Raw genomic sequence first — 16,875 nt, 5'->3', positions numbered from 1 at the left:
TTGCTCAATTCTCTGGCCGATTTTGATGGAGAGCTGTCTGAGAAAGCTATAGAGCTATTAAATGAGTTGAACACGCGATCGCACAGGCTTCCGCCGCTGTATGCCGATGTTTTTGTACTCCCTTATTCGGCGACTTGTGCTGATTTGGTTGACCGCGTTAAGTCTCTGTCTCAAGAACAGGTGGCAACCGCCAGCTATGCATTTCAAATCTTTCGCTATTACGAGCAAATTTTGAGGGCAAACCCAGGTGACTCATCGCCACAACAGAAGGCTGCCTATGAATCACAGTTGGAGCGAATTCGGCTTTCGGTAGCTCGAACGAAGGTGACTTTGGCTGAGTCTCTTGGGTAACGAGTTTCTACACTGCTAAACCCGCCGTACGGTAACTTCTATTACGGTGTTGCTCTCATCTAGTGCGGCTTTGAGTCTGGCTTTTAGGGCATCGCAAAGAAAAGCGGGTTGAAAGAGAGCACCACGTTGAAATCCCAACGACATTAATTTGTCATTAGTAGTTTGACGACATCAATCTGTCATGACGACTAGAATTTGGCACCGACGACACTAATTTGTCTCGACGACATTTAATCTGGCACTGTACAGAGGCAGGTTGAAAGTTAGTTTAGTTGGTGCGATGGAGGCGAGTGCTTCCATGTCGCAATCACCTGTCCTTTCTGAGGCAGGTTGAAAGATTGAACCTCATTCCAGACGTTAACCCAATCTATCGTCGCAATCACCTGTCCCAATTAGGGCAGGTTGAAAGGCGGTTGCAACGATTAGAAATCCTGCAACTCAAACTAGGTCGGAAAACTTTAAAGCGGGTTGAAAGAGAGCACCACGTTGACATTTTGGCGACATTAATTTGTCACTACTAGTTTGACGACATCAATCTGTCATGACGACACTAATTTGTCACCGACGACACTAATTTGTCACCGACGACACTAATTTGTCACCGACGACATTTAATTAGTCACTGTACAACAAAAATGGACACATCCCGACTCGAACGGGAGACCCCCACGATGTCAACGTGGTGCTCTAACCAACTGAGCTATGCGTCCGTGATGATTTATCAGAATAACATAAGCTGAGCGGAAAGGGTGATCGCGAATGAATAGGTGTTATCGGTTCAGCGATACGAGCGTCGAAAAATTTCACGCGCTTTTAATAAATCGAGGAGCAAGCATTAAACTTCGTTGCGAATGTGCCAGGTGAATTAGTCTCCGTGTTAGGTTTATTTGCATAGAACCGTCTTGCAGAGTTTGGGAAAAGGAGAACACTCTTGGATTCGCGCTCACATCAAGCTTTACATTCTTCTGATCGAGAAGATATTAGTGAATATGTTGCTCATCTTCAGCTTCATATGAGTCTACAGGCTCGCAACCTGGTTCCACAGTTAACCCAAGTGACCGATAGCCGAGAGCAATTGCTACAGCAAACCCAAGCTAATTTTGAAAAGCTAATCTCTCGACAAATAAATTAATCTATATCGACTCATCAGATAAAAGCAGTGCTGATATCAGCACTGCTTTTATCTGATACATATTTACTTTATTGATAGAAGGTGCATCCATTCGCTCGTCTATCTTGTCAGATGGTGGAGTTAAGTCTTGCAGTGGACAAGCACAACAATCCATTCAGAAGATCGATTGGTAAAGTTGCCAAATCTATACGCCAAAGCTAAGAGTTAGCTTTCACTATGTCTTTCAATGTTTGCTCTACAGAACGCGGCTGCCAACCGAGTTCTTGTCGTGCTTTCGTTGCATCCACTTGCACACAGCGATCGTAGATATAATGAACTCGCTCCCGGCTTAAGGGAGGCTGCCAAGAAAATAATCGTCCAATAGGATCAAGCAGATTGCCGAGCAAGCGCACCAGCCAAACTGGTGCATCGACAGGGGCAGCAATTCCTGCTTCTTGCCCTAAAATTTCAAACATCTCGCGGGTAGTTAGGTCGCCAGCCGAAATGATGTAATGCGTCCCTGGCTTGCCTTTTTCAGCGGCTAGCAGCATGGCGGTTGCCAAATCGTCCACATGCACAATTCCTGTCACCCTTTGCCCTCCTGCCCACAGCTTTAAGCGCCCTCTTAAAAAGGCCTGGAGAACAGGACCGAAATGAGGGTCATCATCACCAAAAATGCCAGATGGTAAGACGCTAATGGCGTTTAATCCTTGGGCAGCAGCGAGATCAACCAGCTGTTGCGCATTGTACTTGGTGCGATCGTAAGCAGAAGAAAATCCTTGCTGTTGGCGTACAAAAGTTTCATCAACCGTTTCACCTTTGGTGTCACCAAAAATGCCGATGGTGCTGCAATAGACCAGTTTGGCTCCTACCGTTTGTGCTGCTTCCACGATCGCACGGGTACCTTCCACATTGACCCGCACCATTTCCGCTTCGTTGACAATGCCTAACTCCACATAAGCCGCCACATGAAACACCACATCTATTCCAGACATGGCAGCTTTTAGAGCAGCGCGATCGCTGATCTCTCCATAAACCAGATCTATCTGACAGTTCGCTAGACGTTGTAAGTTGCTAGACTTGCGGACTAATCCAACAACAGTATCCCCACGTTGACTAAGTGCCTTAACCAGGTGTGACCCTGTAAATCCGCTGGCTCCGGTGACCAAGGCTTTCATATTAAAACTTATGCTGCAGAAGACACTGGTTGACTCATTGCGTTAGCAGTGACAGCAGATTCTTGCAGCGTTGACAAAATAAACGTCTTAAACTTCGCCATTAACTCTGGATTACGCCAGCCCTTTGCAGCTTCTTCATCCAAAATAGCCAGTGCTTCGGCATGGGTAAAGGCACGCTTATAGGGACGTTCGCTAGTTAGGGCATCGTAAATATCAATTAATTGAAAGATCTGCGCTAAATGTGGAATTTGCTCTCCAATCAGCCCATCAGGATAACCAGAACCATCCCAGCGCTCATGGTGAGAGCGAATGATCGGAACAACTCCACGCATTGTCCTCAAAGGCTGGCAAATTTTCTCCCCAATAGAAACATGCTGACGCATAATTTCCCATTCCTCTGGGGTGAGTTTTCCTGGCTTTAACAAAACGTCATCTGGAATGCCCACTTTGCCAATGTCATGTAAATAGCCGCCCCACATTAAATCGCGAACTTCTCCACGAGCTAGCCCTAAAAATTCGCCAAAGGCCTTTCCACGAGTGACTAGGCGCTCACAATGATCACCGGTATTAGGATCACGGCTTTCAATGGTGCGTGCGATCGAGAACAAGACTTTCTCTGCATGATCTAAGTCTTCGTTCATGCGCTTTTGCCGAATCAGTGATTTCACTCGAGCTGATAGCTCTAGCTGATCAAACGGCTTGGTCAAAAAATCATCGCCTCCGGCTTCAATGCCACGCAATCGGGAGCGACGATCGTCCAAAGCCGTGATGAATACAATTGGGGTCAGTCGGGTCTGTTCATCTTGTTTGAGACGACGGCAAACTTCAAAACCGTCCATCCCTGGCATCATGACATCTAGTAAAATCAGATCTGGGTTACCAGAGTTGACTATTTCTAGTGCATTAGGACCGCTATCAGCTTCAATCACGTCGTAGCCTTCAACGGATAACAGCGCGGCGGCCGTCATCCGGCTAGAGGGATGGTCATCCACCACAAGAACTTTTGGATGTTCCGAATCGAGATAATTCACGGGATACAAACCTTGCAATAGGAGATGGGGAACCTGCAAAAGCGTTCAGCTTAGATTGCCCCACTAGACCCTGAAAAACACTGTCACCTCAGTATGATAAATCGAGGCATGAGAGAAATCAGGCTTTTTACGGAGATTAATAACTAACCGTAGCCCAACTAAAGAATAATTGGCTGATGAAGGTGAGTGAAAGTTGTTTACAAAGAATTAGAGAGTTTTATAAGAACCTACTTCTGTCTAGAATATGCAATATTGTAATGCTTAAATAATAGTGAAGTGCCGACTGATCCAGGTCACATGAATAGGGCAAGGTCAGCTAACTAACAACACCTCTACAGCAGCAGTGGTCTAGGAAAAAACTGGATTTAATTAAAACTAAAAAAATCTGATATTTTTGAAGCGAGATCCGCCGCATACAAGTAGATTCAGGGAATACTATGTTAGTGGCTAGTAGGCTAAAAGCAAAAGCTTCAAAGCATGTTTATTTAAGATGACTAAGCTGTAGCGCCTTGCAGATAAGTTACGACCTTATTATCTGTCTGCAAGAAATTGCTTGTCGTTAATAAAGTGGAACTATGATGGGGCAGAAGCAGTGTGTCAAGCTACTTATAGCGTTACGGTTTTAGAGAAATAGCGGTTTAAACATGACTAACGATATCGATTTGATCAAGCGCCTTAGTCCAAGTGCGATGGATCAAATCATGCTTTATTTAGCGTTTAGCGCTATGCGAACGGGTGGGCATCGGCACGGAGCGTTTTTAGACGCGGCAGCAACGGCGGCAAAATGTGCCATTTATATGACTTATTTAGAGCAAGAACACAATCTCCGAATGACGGGGCACTTGCATCACATTGAGCCGAAGCGAGTGAAGGCGATTGTAGAAGAAGTTCGAGAAGCTCTGACGGAAGGTAAGCTGCTAAAAATGCTAGGTTCCCAGGAGCCTCGCTACCTAATTCAGTTTCCATATGTGTGGATGGAGCAGTTTCCGTGGCAGCCGGGGCGATCGCGGATTGCAGGTTCTAGCCTAACCTCTGAAGAAAAGCGGCAACTCGAACAAAAGCTCGGTGATAGCAGTTTGCCAGATGCTCAGATCATTAACTCTTTTCAATTTTTGGATCTGATTGAGTTTTTACATGGACGATCGCAAGAAGATTTGCCGAGCGATCGCCGGATGCCCCTCAGCGAAGCCTTAGCAGAGCATATTAAACGCCGTCTGCTGTATTCTGGCACGGTCACTCGGATAGATTCCCCTTGGGGGATGCCCTTTTATGCTTTAACTCGCGTCTCCTATTCTCCTGCGGCGGAAGAAGAGCGCACATTCATCATGGTCGAAGACACCGCCCAATATTTTCGCTTAATGAACGATTGGGCAAATCGCCACCCTCAAGTGATGCGGATTTTAGAAGAACTAGATATCCCCCTTGATCGCATTGATCAGGCAATTGAAGAACTCGATGAAGTCATCCGAGCCTGGGCAGATCGCTACCATCAAGTGGGAGGCGTGTCGTTTGTAGTTCAAATGGCAATGGGATCACGACAACCAGAACCATAATCCAAGGTGTTGATTTGGAACCCATAGATTGGGTGTTTTTTTTAGTCTTCGTCAGCCAAGATAAAATCAAAATTCCCTTCGCCTACGGTTTCGCGAAGGATTCTAAGCGTTTTGATTGGGTCGTCGTAGGGACCATTGACATAACAGGGTTTTCCATTTCGTCCAAAGGTTAAAGCAGACGTTCCATCCCAGTTTCCTAGTTGCGATCGCACGAGTTCAAATTCTGAATGGGGTTGAAAGCCTAGAGTTTTCGCATATTCAATGCCGCCAAATACAATTGCTTGAGCCAGTTCTAAAGGAATTGCTTCTACTCCCGCAGGAAAGGGCTTATAGGCAAATTCTACAAACTCTTTGTAGGTGCTAGGAGGCATCAAGCGAGGACCCGATACATCTTTTACGCCTAAGCACCATAAATCGACCAGGTAAGTGCAAACTTCGAGCCGATTAAACCCTGCCTTACGCGATAGGATAATCACTGCCAATCCAGCATCCGTATCTTCTTCAGATTCAGGTGATGGGTCTGTCGCACTCTCCATCTGACGCTCCGGGAAAAGACCGGCCAAGCAATTTTGATTGACTAAACATTGAAAAAGTAGGTTCAACTCTCCAGTTGCCAGCCGAGCCGTAGCAGCTTGTTCGGCTTGTGCTTTAATCAGAGCGCTCACTTCCGCCGGACGTAATCCAAGCTGACGGGCAATTTGCTTTGGGGCGACGTTACGAGTGCGGAGGTCTAAAACGGCTTGCTCTTGTTCAGGAGTCATCAGAAAATCAGCAAAGGAATGAATTCTAGACTGCCATGCTCAAGGCTAACTGTAAACGGTTGCCCTGTAGACTAAGAAAATGTACCCAAATTTTCTACCTGCCACAATTGCCCAACTAACTGAACCCACCTCGATTGAGTTGGCAAGGCAGATTCAGCGGCGAGAGATTTTAACACCGCTTAGATCTGATGCGATCGCCACAGCATTTGTACAACAAGGCGTAGGCAATCCTCCAATCTTGCTGCTACACGGTTTTGATAGTTCCGTATTCGAATTTCGCCGATTGCAGCCCTTGCTTGCCACCAATCATGCAACCTGGAACATAGACTTACTGGGTTTTGGCTTTACCGATCGCCCAACCAATGTGTCCTTTACGCCCGCTGCTATCAAGACCCATCTTTACTGCACCTGGAAAACTTTGATTGGGCAACCCATGGTGCTGGTGGGTGCTTCCATGGGCGGAGCCGCCGCGATCGACTTTGCCCTTAGCCATCCTGAAGCCGTAAAACAACTGATATTGATAGACAGCGCTGGTTTTGCCGCAGGTCCAGAAATCGGCAAATTTTTGATTCCGCCCTTGGGTTATCTCGCAACTGAATTTCTGCGTCGCCCTGGGGTTCGTCGTCGGGTTAGCCTGCAAGCCTATGCCGATCCCAGTTTTGTCACCGCCGATGCCGACCTTTGTGCCGCGCTTCATCTACAACTGGCTGGTTGGCAACAGGCGCTGATTGCCTTTACCAAAAGCAACGGTTACAACTTCCTTGCCAACAAAATCGCCCAAGTCACTCAGCCAACACAGATTATTTGGGGCGATCGCGATCGCATTTTGGGTATCGCTGATGCCGAAAAGTTCACTGCTGCTTTGCCCCACAGTCAGCTTGTTTGGATACCCAACTGCGGACATGTGCCCCATTTAGAAAAACCCGAAATTACTGCTGAAGCAATCTTGGCGTTCATCAGTTCCTCTACAGTTTGAGCGGGCGCTGAGTGCCTATCACTTGAAATAAATGAGCAGGTTGAGTCCAGGGATGGTGCGAGAGAGCGTCCAGAGCAGGAGGGCAATGTAGAGGATTCCTAACGCCCACTGATACCAAACCAGAGTAGTCAACAGTCCTGGCAGGTGTTCATCGCGCAAACGAATGTCGTTAAAGCCAAATTTCAGCAAGTTGTTAAAGCTGAAATCGAAGTAGTTGAGCCAACTCCAGCGGCGATTCCACAGAATAGGGACATAGCGCTCACGAAACATCTCAAAGCGAGGCAGGATGGGAAGTCGCCCAATTAAAATACGTAACTGGCGCAGAGAGCCTTCTTCGCTGAAGTAGCTGACATTCATTAAGGGATGGTAGCGTCCTTTTTTATAAAGGCTGATCAGTAGCAAAGCCGGGAAGGGAACCGCGATCGCACCCAAGCTCAACAGCGTCCAAAACGGATATTCAGCATTGCGGAAAATGGCGCTAAACCCTGCCAAAGTTAGAAGGCTATAGGCACTCATCACCCAAACCGCTTCACTGGGTGAGGGCAAAATCGGGTTGGGTGCGATTCGTCGCCAGCGATCGACCAGCCAAAACAACACGCCGAAATAGGCGATCGCCACCAGACCTACCCCAAAAATGAGCCAAGTATTGGTGCCATAACGACTGAGTAATAAAAGTAATCCCAAACTGATGCATGCCAGCCCCGTGCCGATGCGACTCAGCACTTCTTGGCTAGGAGACATCACATCTCTGGCAATGACGCGATCGCGCACATTGATATAGGTTGCCAGATCAATTGCTCCTAGTGACAGCAATTCAGTGGGGTTGCGGAAGGGTAACTGCGTCCGACGTTGGGCGATCGCGGTCGCCTGTTCCCCTGAAAACCCCAGCCGCGTCAACTGCGCGACAGGTGCCATATTGATATTAATTCCATACACTTGCTGCCGCAGTTCTCCCCAACGCAACCGCTCTCGCGTATATTCCAACTGATTTGCATCTGGAATTTGCTCTAATCGACGAAAGTTACGCACCAGTTCCCGCAGCAAATTCTCATTGCCTTGCAGCGTGGGTACAGAAATATATTTGCCAATCTGCCCTGGATTTCCGACAAGTTTTGCCTGATCAGAGTCAAACCTCAATCCAGGCACATTTAAATGCGCACCTTTAGCAAATCCCGCATAGCCAAAGTCCATGCGCCCTAGCAGAGTCGCGCCCCGCAGGTTCACAGGCTGGTTAAATCGCACTTCTCGAAACAACACCATTTTGTCAAACACGGCATCGGCAAGAAATAAAGCTTGGCTGAAGGTGCTGCGGCTAAATAGAACCTGATCGCGCCAAAGGGTTTGAGCAAAATCGGCGTTTCCTTGCCACTGAATCCGGGAAAAATTCGCAGTTTGTTGAAAAACCGCCCGGTTGAAATTGGCGGTTGCCTGAAACTCACTGTTCTGGAAATTGACAGTGCCTTGAAACTGAACCTGATCAAAATCCACCTTGGTGAAAAAGATGCTACTGCGAAAGCGGGCATCACGGCTAAAGGAAGCTCCAGCAAAATTAGTGGACTGGCTAAATCGCGCTTGTGACCAGTCAGCGGTTTGCAAAAACTGCGCGCCTTGAGCTTCAACCCGGTTGAGAAAAAATGTGTTGGTAAAATCTGCATTGCCTATAAATCGAGATTGCATCAGCTTGAGGGCACCGCGAAAGACAGTAATTTGCAGAGAAGTGGCTTGCGGATCAAGATTGGGTGTCGTCAACAAGGATTTGGAAAGCTTGCCCAATTGGGATAAGCGGCGGCGATCGCGCTGAAGTTGCGCTTGCTCTGTGGGAGAAAAAATAGGAGCGAGTGCCTGCCCATACAGTGGGGCTCGTAGCCCAAGCTGACTAACTTGAAAATCACCTTGGATTACAGAATTGCTTAAATCCAGACCCACCGGCGTTCCCGGACGCTGAACTTGGGCTTGCACCAGTCGATAAAACTGGTCGCGAAAGTCGGTATTTTCTGGACTGAGATTGATGATTAATCCATGCAGATCGACCGTGGGTAAACCATCGCTTTGCACCAAATTTTTGAGACGATCTTGCAAAATTTCCAAAGTCAGTGGCACGCGATCGGGCTGAGCGATCGCCGCCTGTGCCACAGGACAAAGGACATCGAGAATAGGGAATGGGAGTGGGACTATCAAACCCATCAACAGCAGTAGGGCAATTAGCCGACTGACAATGGGTAGATAAACTGAACGGGGCAATCGCGTATCCAAGCGAGACGTACAAGCATAGTGGGCGCTGCGATCGTACACTGAACCGCTAACAAAACACCGCTGCTATTTAATACCTTTGACAACCAACATTAAATCAACACCTTCACGAGTTTCACTTCATACTCGACAACCCGCGCCCTGCTCCAGTTGTTTCAGGCGATTTTGAATACGCTTGCAGTCTAGCGATCGCAGGTTGAAAGTCGGGCTTTAAGGCGATTGCAGTTTCAAACGATCGTATTGCTTCTGAATATTACTTCAGTTCCACCAGCGATCGCCCTCATATGACGTTTAGGATATAGCCTAACTGCCTGCTCGAACGCTGCCACAGCTTCTTTGTAGCGCTGCAAATGAACCGAGCTAGATATCCTAAACAACGCCAAAGTTCCCCAAGCTCAAGCACCTTATTATAAGAAGCCACTGTTTCATCGGGGCGATTTATAAAGGTCAACACCTTGGCCTGACACTGCCATAGTTCTGGGTCACTCGAACATTGTTGCAGAGCTTGATCAAAAGCGATCAGAGCGTCTCCATATCGCTGTAACTTTTCTAAGTGCGTCCTTTGTTAAATAAGGTTTGAGCTAAATAAGGGTTGATAGGTCTCTAGTGCTAGTTCACTTAGAGGTTTGGAACTCAGAGGCTCAGGTGAGACATCTCCGCTTATGAGACTGGCAACCAAAAGATTAATGCTGTTTTCCTCCTCTTCAATCAGATGGATTGAATCGGTTTTTGTTGAATCCGTAACACGATGCATGATGGAAGTTTCTTCAGAAAAAGCACTAAGTTCATCAGGATTCAAAGCCGCAGCAATATGCTGCGGTTGCTGAGCCTTGTTGAGAGCCCCTTGTTGTAATGCAAAGTTCGGGGAATTTATCAAATGGCTTTTTTCAGTTGTCCCTGAAAAAATGGTTACATCGTCTTCTACTAGCGGCATCATCACACTTTTGTGAAGCTGTTTAAGAATACGAGTGCGGGCATCTACTGACGCTTTAAAGTCAGGTTTGAGCTGCAAAACCCGGTCATAGCTAGCGATCGCAGCTTCAGATTGTCCCAATTTTTCTAGCAGTTTACCGCGATCGTGCCATGCCCAATAATTAGTTGGCTGCAATTGTACGACCTGTTGAAACGCAATCAGCGCTTCATTCGATTTGTTCACCGTGGCTAGCAGCGTTGCCTGCTTAAACCAAGCAAGGTGATCATCCGGCTGGATTTCAAGCACACGCTGATAAGCCGCGATCGCGTGATCCCATTCCTGCAAATTTTCCAGTGCCATGCCGCGCATAAACCAGGCAAGGCCATCATTGGGGTTGTTTTGAATGGAGCGATCGCAGGAGGCAATAGCTTCATCATAATGCTGCAAATGGTAGAGCGTATCCACTTGCTTTAATCGGCTCAAAAGCTGCTTGCGGCTAGTAATTGCAACCTGAAAATCTGGCTTAAGGTTAACTGCGCGATCGTAGGATGCAATCGCCTCTTCAAACCGATTCAGGGTTTCCAACATTTTGCCGCGATCGTGCCATGCCCAGTAGTTATTAGGCTTTAGCTGCACCACTTGTTCGTAAGCCTGAAGCGCTTCCGGCGATCGTTGAAGCCGTTCAAAAGCATTGCCGCGCTTGTACCATGCCAGATAATCCTCAGGTTGAAGCTGGAGCACGCGCTCATAAGACTCAGCCGCTTCTTCGTAACACTCCAAATTTTCTAAAGCAATTCCCCGCTTAAACCATGCCACATAGTCACTAGAGCTTGCCTGAATGACCCGGTCATAGGCAAAAACGGCTTCACGGTAGCGCTGCTGATGGAAGAGTTCGTCTCCTCGTTCTAGCCACACTAAATGTCCCTCTAAAGTGACGATTGTTTGCTCCGTTAATAATTCAGCAACCGAAGTAACTCCCATCAAACTATTCAAGTCTGCTAGTGCTTCTGCCGCAGAAGGGTAGCGATCGCGAAAATCGTAGCGCACCATCGTATCTAGAATGGCAGCAAGCTCTGAGCTAACCTGAGCGCGATCGCGCCATAGAATTTCGCTCGTTTTCAGATCTGTAGGCAATTTCTGTAAATAGGTGCCTGTCAGACACTGAATTGCTAGAATGCCAACCGCGTAAATATCACTACTGAAGCAGGGCAGTCCCGCCAATTGCTCATTCGGCATGTAACCAGAAGAACCGATCGCCATACTATCTGCTGAGTGCTGATCCTCACCATCAGCCCAGCCGATTTGTTTAACTGCACCGAAATCGATCAGGACCAAACAGTGATCGTGCGATCGACGAATTAAATTGGATGGTTTGATATCACGGTGAACCACCTGTTGCTGGTGAACAAACTCTAATACTGTCAGTATGTCCTGCAAAAGATGCAAAACTTCTGCCTCGGCAATTTGAGTACGTCGCCGCAATTCTTGATTAAACACGACTCCTTCAATAAATTCTTGCACCAAGAAGAATTTTTGTTCTTCTTCAAAGTGAGCAAATAATCTGGGAATCTGATTATGGTTGCCTAGGGCGTACAGCACCTGAGCTTCTGTGTCGAACAGGCGCTTTGCAGCTTGAAACGTTTCTGGATCGACCTTTTTAGGTTTCAGCTGTTTTACAACACAGGTAGGCTGTCCAGGCAAATGTAAATCATCAGCCAAATAGGTTTGCCCAAAACCACCTCCCCCCAAGTGTTGTCTGATTTGGTAACGGCTTCCAAGAATTTTGCCCAGCATAACTTACCAATCTTCCAGAGTTTACGAGCCTATGAGCGGCAGCCAGGAAATTTCTGAAACTGCTCTAGCCTATCTACAAGGATCGCAACAAAGCGGTTTCAAAGGTTCCGAGGAATTACTCAGAAAAGCTCAAAATCTACGAAGATTTGCATAAAGAAACCGTGAAGATTCCGGTTTGAGAAGAAGTTTGTCTGAATAAGATAGCGAAGGTACTATCCAGTAGAGATTAGGAGCGATCGCCACATCATACTTAATCGCATTCTGTTTGAAGTACGTCTTTATGGGCAAAATTTTTGGACAAAATTTTTATGTTAATGAAGAATTGATTAAGTTGGAATTTTTGCTAGTAATGCTCACTATGCTAGGTAAGGGTAAATACACAAGGCTTCCAGTGCAATGCTAGAAAATATACTGAGTTTTTCTAGTTTTCAATGGGATGTATTGCTAGCGTTGAAATTTGATCTTTTGATTAATGCTGGGTGTATCGGTTTTAGCATTCTTGCTCGAATAAACGAAATATAGAGACGTTTCATAAAGTGTCCATATCATCACGAGCAATATCTGCAAATCATCCTAAAAATTAGCAATACATAGTATTTCTCAACTGACTGAATATTAAATATTACTAACTTTAGTTTATGTGTATAAATTGTACATATTCCACCCTCGAGTCTCCATTGAGATTTGACTCATCTTTCTCGTTGGAAGATTTAGTTACTGAATCTACATCATCATTCAATATTGGTTCTCACCTAGTATCAACAGATTCTTTGTCGGTTAAACTCTTCAGAGCTGCTAGCTCTCTAGTTGATCTGGATATAACCGAGCTAAACCCTACAGAGAACTCTGTTTTAGATCTGTTTGATCAGGCCTTGACCAGTTTGACAAGGTTGGGGAAGAGAGCGATCGCACTTGCGCCTCAAATAGATCTGACCGTCGGACTTGCGCCTCAAATAGATCTCGCCGCTGAATTGACTACTCAGCGAAGTAGTGATCCTCGACGTTCGAGCCGACCGACCTTAAGCACAGAATTGGTCGATAGCCCAGCAATTGCTGCGTTAGTTGCTCCGCCTAGTGTGCCCAGCATGGTTACTATTAGCAATCTACTCTTTAGTGGAAAAGAAGGTGATACAGGCACCTTTCAACTGAAGCTTAATTTGGAGAAAGCCCCAACCTCAGACATTACGCTGGCATTTACACCGGGTAGCTTTTTGGTCGTGGATGCAGATGGCAATCTGCAAAACGGTACTCAGAATTTTGTTACTTTCACGCCCCAAACGTGGAATCAAATTCAGACGGTTTGGTTTATTGCTGAAGTGGATGGAATTGGGACAGACCGCACGATTGGCAATACTATCGACTACCAGCTAAGCGGCGGGGCCCTAGCAAGCGGCATCTATAATTTAGGCTCAGTTGCAAACACCTACGCTCCTGACACCTCGCGGTTTGATATTGACCTTGACTTTCGCAACGATACTTCTGGGTTTTGGACGCTTGAACGACGAGCGATCGCACAAAAAGCATCAACTGATTGGTCAAGCCGAATTGCCAATGAATGGACTGGCTTGCAATTAAATGGGGCAATCAACACGCTGAAGACTGGATCTTCTGTCAATACAGCGTTTCAAACTCGGCGCTATGTAGATGATTTGGTTGTGTTTGTTAACACGATAAACTCTAATGGAACCGCAGGAGGCTATGGCGGAATTGAATATGATTATGGTGGATGGATCACATCCGCCGATCTGATGCCCCGCGTTGGGCAAATTGCGATCGATGAAGCAGTCAGCAATACCTACTTATACAATGCGGTATCGCACGAATTGGGGCATACTTTAGGACTGCTAGGATTGAACTGGGAAGGCTACCTCAAGCAAGACTTCACAACACCTCAAACTGCTGTTTTTAAAGGGGAATATTCCAAAGCACTTAACGGTGGACAAGACATTCCTTTACAGTCTCAAGATGGGGCTAATCCAGTAACGGGAGGGTATGACTACTGGCATCCAGCTGCCAAAATTTCGTCCATCTTATCTTACGAGTGGATTTACTATTTAGCAGGTCCAACTGAAATGGATTTTGCCCTCCTGGCAGATAGCGGTTATCAGATTTACGGCGTTAATGTGCCTTTCCCGCCTGTAGCGCCTGTAGTGCCTGTAGCCAACGTGCCCCCAGTGACAGATCAGCCGACCAACACGACTAGCACAAATCTCCAACCAGATCTACAAGTTGTTGTCGCAAAGACTGATCCTCTTCCCGTGCAGGAGGAGCAACTGATCATCCCAATCAGCGAAGTTCTTCAGGTCGCGATAGAATCCATTCAGGAATCAGATTCAGTACTGCAACCAATTTAGGTGTTTTAGGTCAATAACATATTGACCACGTTAGTTGGCCAATATGTGTGATTTATTTCCAAGTCCTTTATGTAATCAGACAAGAGGAAGCGTTCCTATCTGATTACATCCCGATGCCTAAACGTCCTGCCAAACTGGGGGTCAGTGGCAGCAACGTAACGATCATCAAAAATAGTGCCAGTAGGCATAATGCCGCGCGAGCATCGTCTGGCTCGGTTATTTCATTCAAACAGGGGCGCTCCAAATCACGCTGGACAAATAGCAGAACCAGTGCCCAGTAAAACGCTAGTGGATTCACAAAAGAAGCCAATCCCAACACAATCAAGACACCAACGGTAGTTCGGGCGGCAATTTTGCGACCATAGACTGCTTGCACAATCCGTCCCCCATCCAATTGTCCGGCAGGCAGCAGATTGAGTGCAGTAATCACTAACCCTAACCACCCCAAAACAACGAATGGGTGAACATCGACAATGGGTTGTTTTAAGAGTTCTTGCAAAACTACTCGTGCCAAAGTGCCAACTAAAACCGAACCCTGAAAAAATTCCGAAGGCAGTTGAAATAGGCTGCCTTTGTGGGAGAGCAGTAAGCCAAGGAGCAGCGTCAGTAATGAGAGGCCACCCCCAACGGCAGGTCCCGCAAATGCCACGTCAAATAAAACATTGCGATTGGGCAAGATGGAGAGAAACTTGGTTAAAGCGCCAAATGAGCCAATTTGAAGAGTAGGAATAAAGAAGGGTAAGCTAAGGCGGACATTGTGGCGATCGGCAACGACCCAATGTGCAATTTCGTGAGCCGCGAGGATACCAATAATGCCAGCTGCAAAAGGGATAGTTTCAACGACTCTGTTTGGGTTTTCAAATAAGTCAAAACCCAACATCAACCCTGAGCTTTCTAAACAAGCTATAACGCTAACGATGAGTAAAAAGCCTGCTAGCAGATTTTGTGACAGGTTAAGCGGTTGTGGATCGCGGCTACTTGGCAAGACGATAATGACGGGCTTATCGTCCTGATTCTCGACCAAAAAAAGACGATAGGTGTCTCCCAACCGCGTTTTTAAGCTTTCAGAGAGTTTGGTGTACGCTGCCTCTGGGTCACCACGAAGATTGCCGCGAAAAATCGCACCTTCTTGATAAGGAATTGTTTCGGTTGCAAAAAAGGTATCAATTCCAAAAATGCCTTGGATCGCCTTGAGATCTTCTGGAGGAAGCGGGACGACATCAGTATCCACTTCTGGCATTGAATCTGCTTGAGGTGATGGGCTAGGTTCGATTTGGGTCGAGTCGTTTAATACTGATTGAGCAAGATTACCAGCTTCCGCGATCGCGTTTACTCGTTGAGCCGCTGCTGCTTGCTTGAGCGATCGCACTTGACCGCCCAAACCAATGTAGGCTCCGGCGGATACAACTAACAACAACAGCATAATTGCCAGATTTAGCATTACCCCAGCGGCAGCCAACCCGAAAAATATCAGCCAGGGAGCCATCAGCACCACAGACTGCAACCATGCAAAAATGCCAAGCTTGCCAAGGGGTCTAGCGCGAAAAAATCCCCACGCTAACAACCCAACTCCAAAAGCAACCGTCAGTATTGTTAAATCTTCAGTAATTGCCGTGAACATCCCAAACCCTTTTTCTAAATAAAACGACTCTGTTCAAAGAGACTTTATTTGTCTTAATAAAACGCCTAAACATCTACTCTACCTGAATTAGATGCCTCCATTTCTCAACAAAAAATAGAGGGAACCCGTGGGACTCCCTCTAAAGTTTGGTTTAAGCCAATTAGCCTTGTAAAAGCCAACTATTTTTTACCCTTTTTACCGTCTTTCTTGCCATCTTTCTTTTTGTCATCCTTCGGCTGATCATTCGCGTCTGCCGTTTCGGAGGCTTCGATGTCTACATCCTTTTCTGATGCTTTGCTCTCTACATCGGTAGAAACGCCCATTTGAGCAGCAACCTCTGCCGCAAAATCAGTTTCTTCCTTCTCAATTCCTTCGCCTAGTTCAAACCGGACAAAGCGGCGAACTTGAATATTTTCACCGAGCTGAGCCACATGCTGCGCAAGCAACTCTGCGATCGTAATATTTTGATCTTTGACGTATGCCTGATCAAGCAAGCACATTTCCTTCAATCGCTTTTCAATGCGCCCCTGCACAATTTTTTCTTTCATTGCATCAGGTTTACCCGACAGGTCATCCCGACCCATCTCAATTTCTTTTTCCTTGTCAGAAATCGCGGCAGGAATGTCACTAATTTTGACGTACTCCACTTTGGATGCAGCAATTTGCATGGCGATGTTTTGAACGAGTGCTTTAAATGCCTCATTTCGAGCCACAAAGTCGGTTTGGCAATTCACTTCTACCAAAACGCCAATTCGACCACCAATGTGGATGTATTGACCCACTAATCCTTCGGCAGCAACTTTTCCAGCTTTTTTCTCAGCCGATGAGATTCCTTTTTTTCGCAGCCATTCGCTTGCCTTCTCAACATTGCCCTCCATTTCCTGAAGCGCTTTTTTACAATCCATCATGCCTGCGCCAGTTTTTTCGCGCAGTTCTTTAACTAACTTTGCCGAGATGTCTGCCATTGCCCTTACTCCTAACT

Annotated in this window: 11 protein-coding genes, 1 tRNA gene and 1 pseudogene; 5 read left to right on the top strand and 8 right to left on the bottom strand. The window is 46.6% G+C overall.

Going from position 1 to position 16,875, the window contains the following annotated elements; translation table 11 throughout:
* Window positions 1-351, top strand: a complete 351-nt coding sequence (locus JOY44_RS03200) for a hypothetical protein (protein ID WP_203031923.1) — start codon at window positions 1-3, stop codon at window positions 349-351.
* A 636-nt stretch (window positions 352-987) separates the two neighbouring features.
* Here JOY44_RS03200 and JOY44_RS03195 read toward each other — a convergent pair.
* Window positions 988-1,061, bottom strand: a tRNA-Val gene (locus JOY44_RS03195).
* A 221-nt stretch (window positions 1,062-1,282) separates the two neighbouring features.
* Between JOY44_RS03195 and JOY44_RS03190 the strand changes: the two genes are divergently transcribed.
* The gene (locus JOY44_RS03190; protein ID WP_171572286.1) at window positions 1,283-1,483 is read left to right on the top strand and encodes a hypothetical protein; all 201 of its coding nucleotides are present in this window, start codon (window positions 1,283-1,285) and stop codon (window positions 1,481-1,483) included.
* A 197-nt stretch (window positions 1,484-1,680) separates the two neighbouring features.
* Here JOY44_RS03190 and JOY44_RS03185 read toward each other — a convergent pair whose 3' ends face one another.
* Together JOY44_RS03185 and JOY44_RS03180 are read right to left on the bottom strand one after the other, a co-directional pair.
* Window positions 1,681-2,640 (bottom strand): NAD-dependent epimerase/dehydratase family protein, encoded by a 960-nt coding sequence (locus tag JOY44_RS03185; protein ID WP_171572285.1) that lies wholly within the window; start codon window positions 2,638-2,640, stop codon window positions 1,681-1,683.
* Window positions 2,641-2,648: 8 nt separating this feature from the next.
* Window positions 2,649-3,671, bottom strand: a complete 1,023-nt coding sequence (locus JOY44_RS03180; RefSeq protein WP_171573670.1) for a two-component system response regulator — start codon at window positions 3,669-3,671, stop codon at window positions 2,649-2,651.
* Between the two features lie 644 nt (window positions 3,672-4,315).
* Here JOY44_RS03180 and hetR point away from each other — a divergent pair.
* A complete protein-coding gene (gene hetR, locus JOY44_RS03175; protein WP_171572284.1) occupies window positions 4,316-5,224 on the top strand; it encodes a heterocyst differentiation master regulator HetR in 909 nt (302 codons plus the stop codon).
* Between the two features lie 41 nt (window positions 5,225-5,265).
* On the opposite strand, the gene JOY44_RS03170 is transcribed toward hetR, so the two are convergent.
* A complete protein-coding gene (locus JOY44_RS03170) occupies window positions 5,266-5,985 on the bottom strand; it encodes a DNA-binding response regulator (RefSeq protein ID WP_171572283.1) in 720 nt (239 codons plus the stop codon).
* Window positions 5,986-6,064: 79 nt separating this feature from the next.
* Here JOY44_RS03170 and JOY44_RS03165 point away from each other — a divergent pair, with 79 nt between their 5' ends.
* The gene (locus JOY44_RS03165) at window positions 6,065-6,961 is read left to right on the top strand and encodes an alpha/beta fold hydrolase (RefSeq protein ID WP_171572282.1); all 897 of its coding nucleotides are present in this window, start codon (window positions 6,065-6,067) and stop codon (window positions 6,959-6,961) included.
* 18 nt (window positions 6,962-6,979) lie between these two features.
* On the opposite strand, the gene JOY44_RS03160 is transcribed toward JOY44_RS03165, so the two are convergent.
* Together JOY44_RS03160 and JOY44_RS03155 are read right to left on the bottom strand one after the other, a co-directional pair.
* Window positions 6,980-9,253: a pentapeptide repeat-containing protein gene (locus JOY44_RS03160; protein ID WP_197984916.1), complete on the bottom strand. Its 2,274-nt coding sequence runs from the start codon at window positions 9,251-9,253 to the stop codon at window positions 6,980-6,982.
* Window positions 9,254-9,776: 523 nt separating this feature from the next.
* A complete protein-coding gene (locus tag JOY44_RS03155; RefSeq protein WP_171572281.1) occupies window positions 9,777-11,918 on the bottom strand; it encodes a tetratricopeptide repeat protein in 2,142 nt (713 codons plus the stop codon).
* 770 nt (window positions 11,919-12,688) lie between these two features.
* On the opposite strand from JOY44_RS03155, the gene JOY44_RS03150 reads away from it, so the two are divergent.
* On the top strand, window positions 12,689-14,272 hold the full coding sequence (locus tag JOY44_RS03150) for a hypothetical protein (RefSeq protein ID WP_171572280.1): 1,584 nt from the start codon (window positions 12,689-12,691) through the stop codon (window positions 14,270-14,272).
* Window positions 14,273-14,375: 103 nt separating this feature from the next.
* Here the strand turns inward: JOY44_RS03150 and JOY44_RS03145 are convergent, their stop codons facing one another.
* Both JOY44_RS03145 and tsf read right to left on the bottom strand, forming a co-directional pair.
* A complete protein-coding gene (locus JOY44_RS03145; RefSeq protein WP_171572279.1) occupies window positions 14,376-15,893 on the bottom strand; it encodes a site-2 protease family protein in 1,518 nt (505 codons plus the stop codon).
* A gap of 179 nt (window positions 15,894-16,072) precedes the next feature.
* Window positions 16,073-16,873 (bottom strand): annotated as a pseudogene (gene tsf, locus JOY44_RS03140) (translation elongation factor Ts); the annotation flags it as partial.
* Window positions 16,874-16,875 lie beyond the last annotated feature (2 nt).

Source organism: Leptolyngbya sp. Cla-17 (genome assembly GCF_016807185.1).
Classification (GTDB): domain Bacteria; phylum Cyanobacteriota; class Cyanobacteriia; order Leptolyngbyales; family Leptolyngbyaceae; genus ULC077BIN1.
The sequence above is the reverse complement of the archived record's forward strand: the minus strand, read 5'-3'. Positions and strand labels throughout refer to the sequence as shown.

Bases quoted from the DNA above. Each gene is read 5' to 3' on its own strand.
- JOY44_RS03155 (WP_171572281.1), bottom strand. From the start codon at position 11,918: ATGCTGGGCAAAATTCTTGGAAGCCGTTACCAAATCAGACAACACTTG.
- JOY44_RS03185 (WP_171572285.1), bottom strand. From the start codon at position 2,640: ATGAAAGCCTTGGTCACCGGAGCCAGCGGATTTACAGGGTCACACCTG.
- hetR (WP_171572284.1), top strand. From the start codon at position 4,316: ATGACTAACGATATCGATTTGATCAAGCGCCTTAGTCCAAGTGCGATG.
- JOY44_RS03145 (WP_171572279.1), bottom strand. From the start codon at position 15,893: ATGTTCACGGCAATTACTGAAGATTTAACAATACTGACGGTTGCTTTT.
- JOY44_RS03165 (WP_171572282.1), top strand. From the start codon at position 6,065: ATGTACCCAAATTTTCTACCTGCCACAATTGCCCAACTAACTGAACCC.
- JOY44_RS03170 (WP_171572283.1), bottom strand. From the start codon at position 5,985: ATGACTCCTGAACAAGAGCAAGCCGTTTTAGACCTCCGCACTCGTAAC.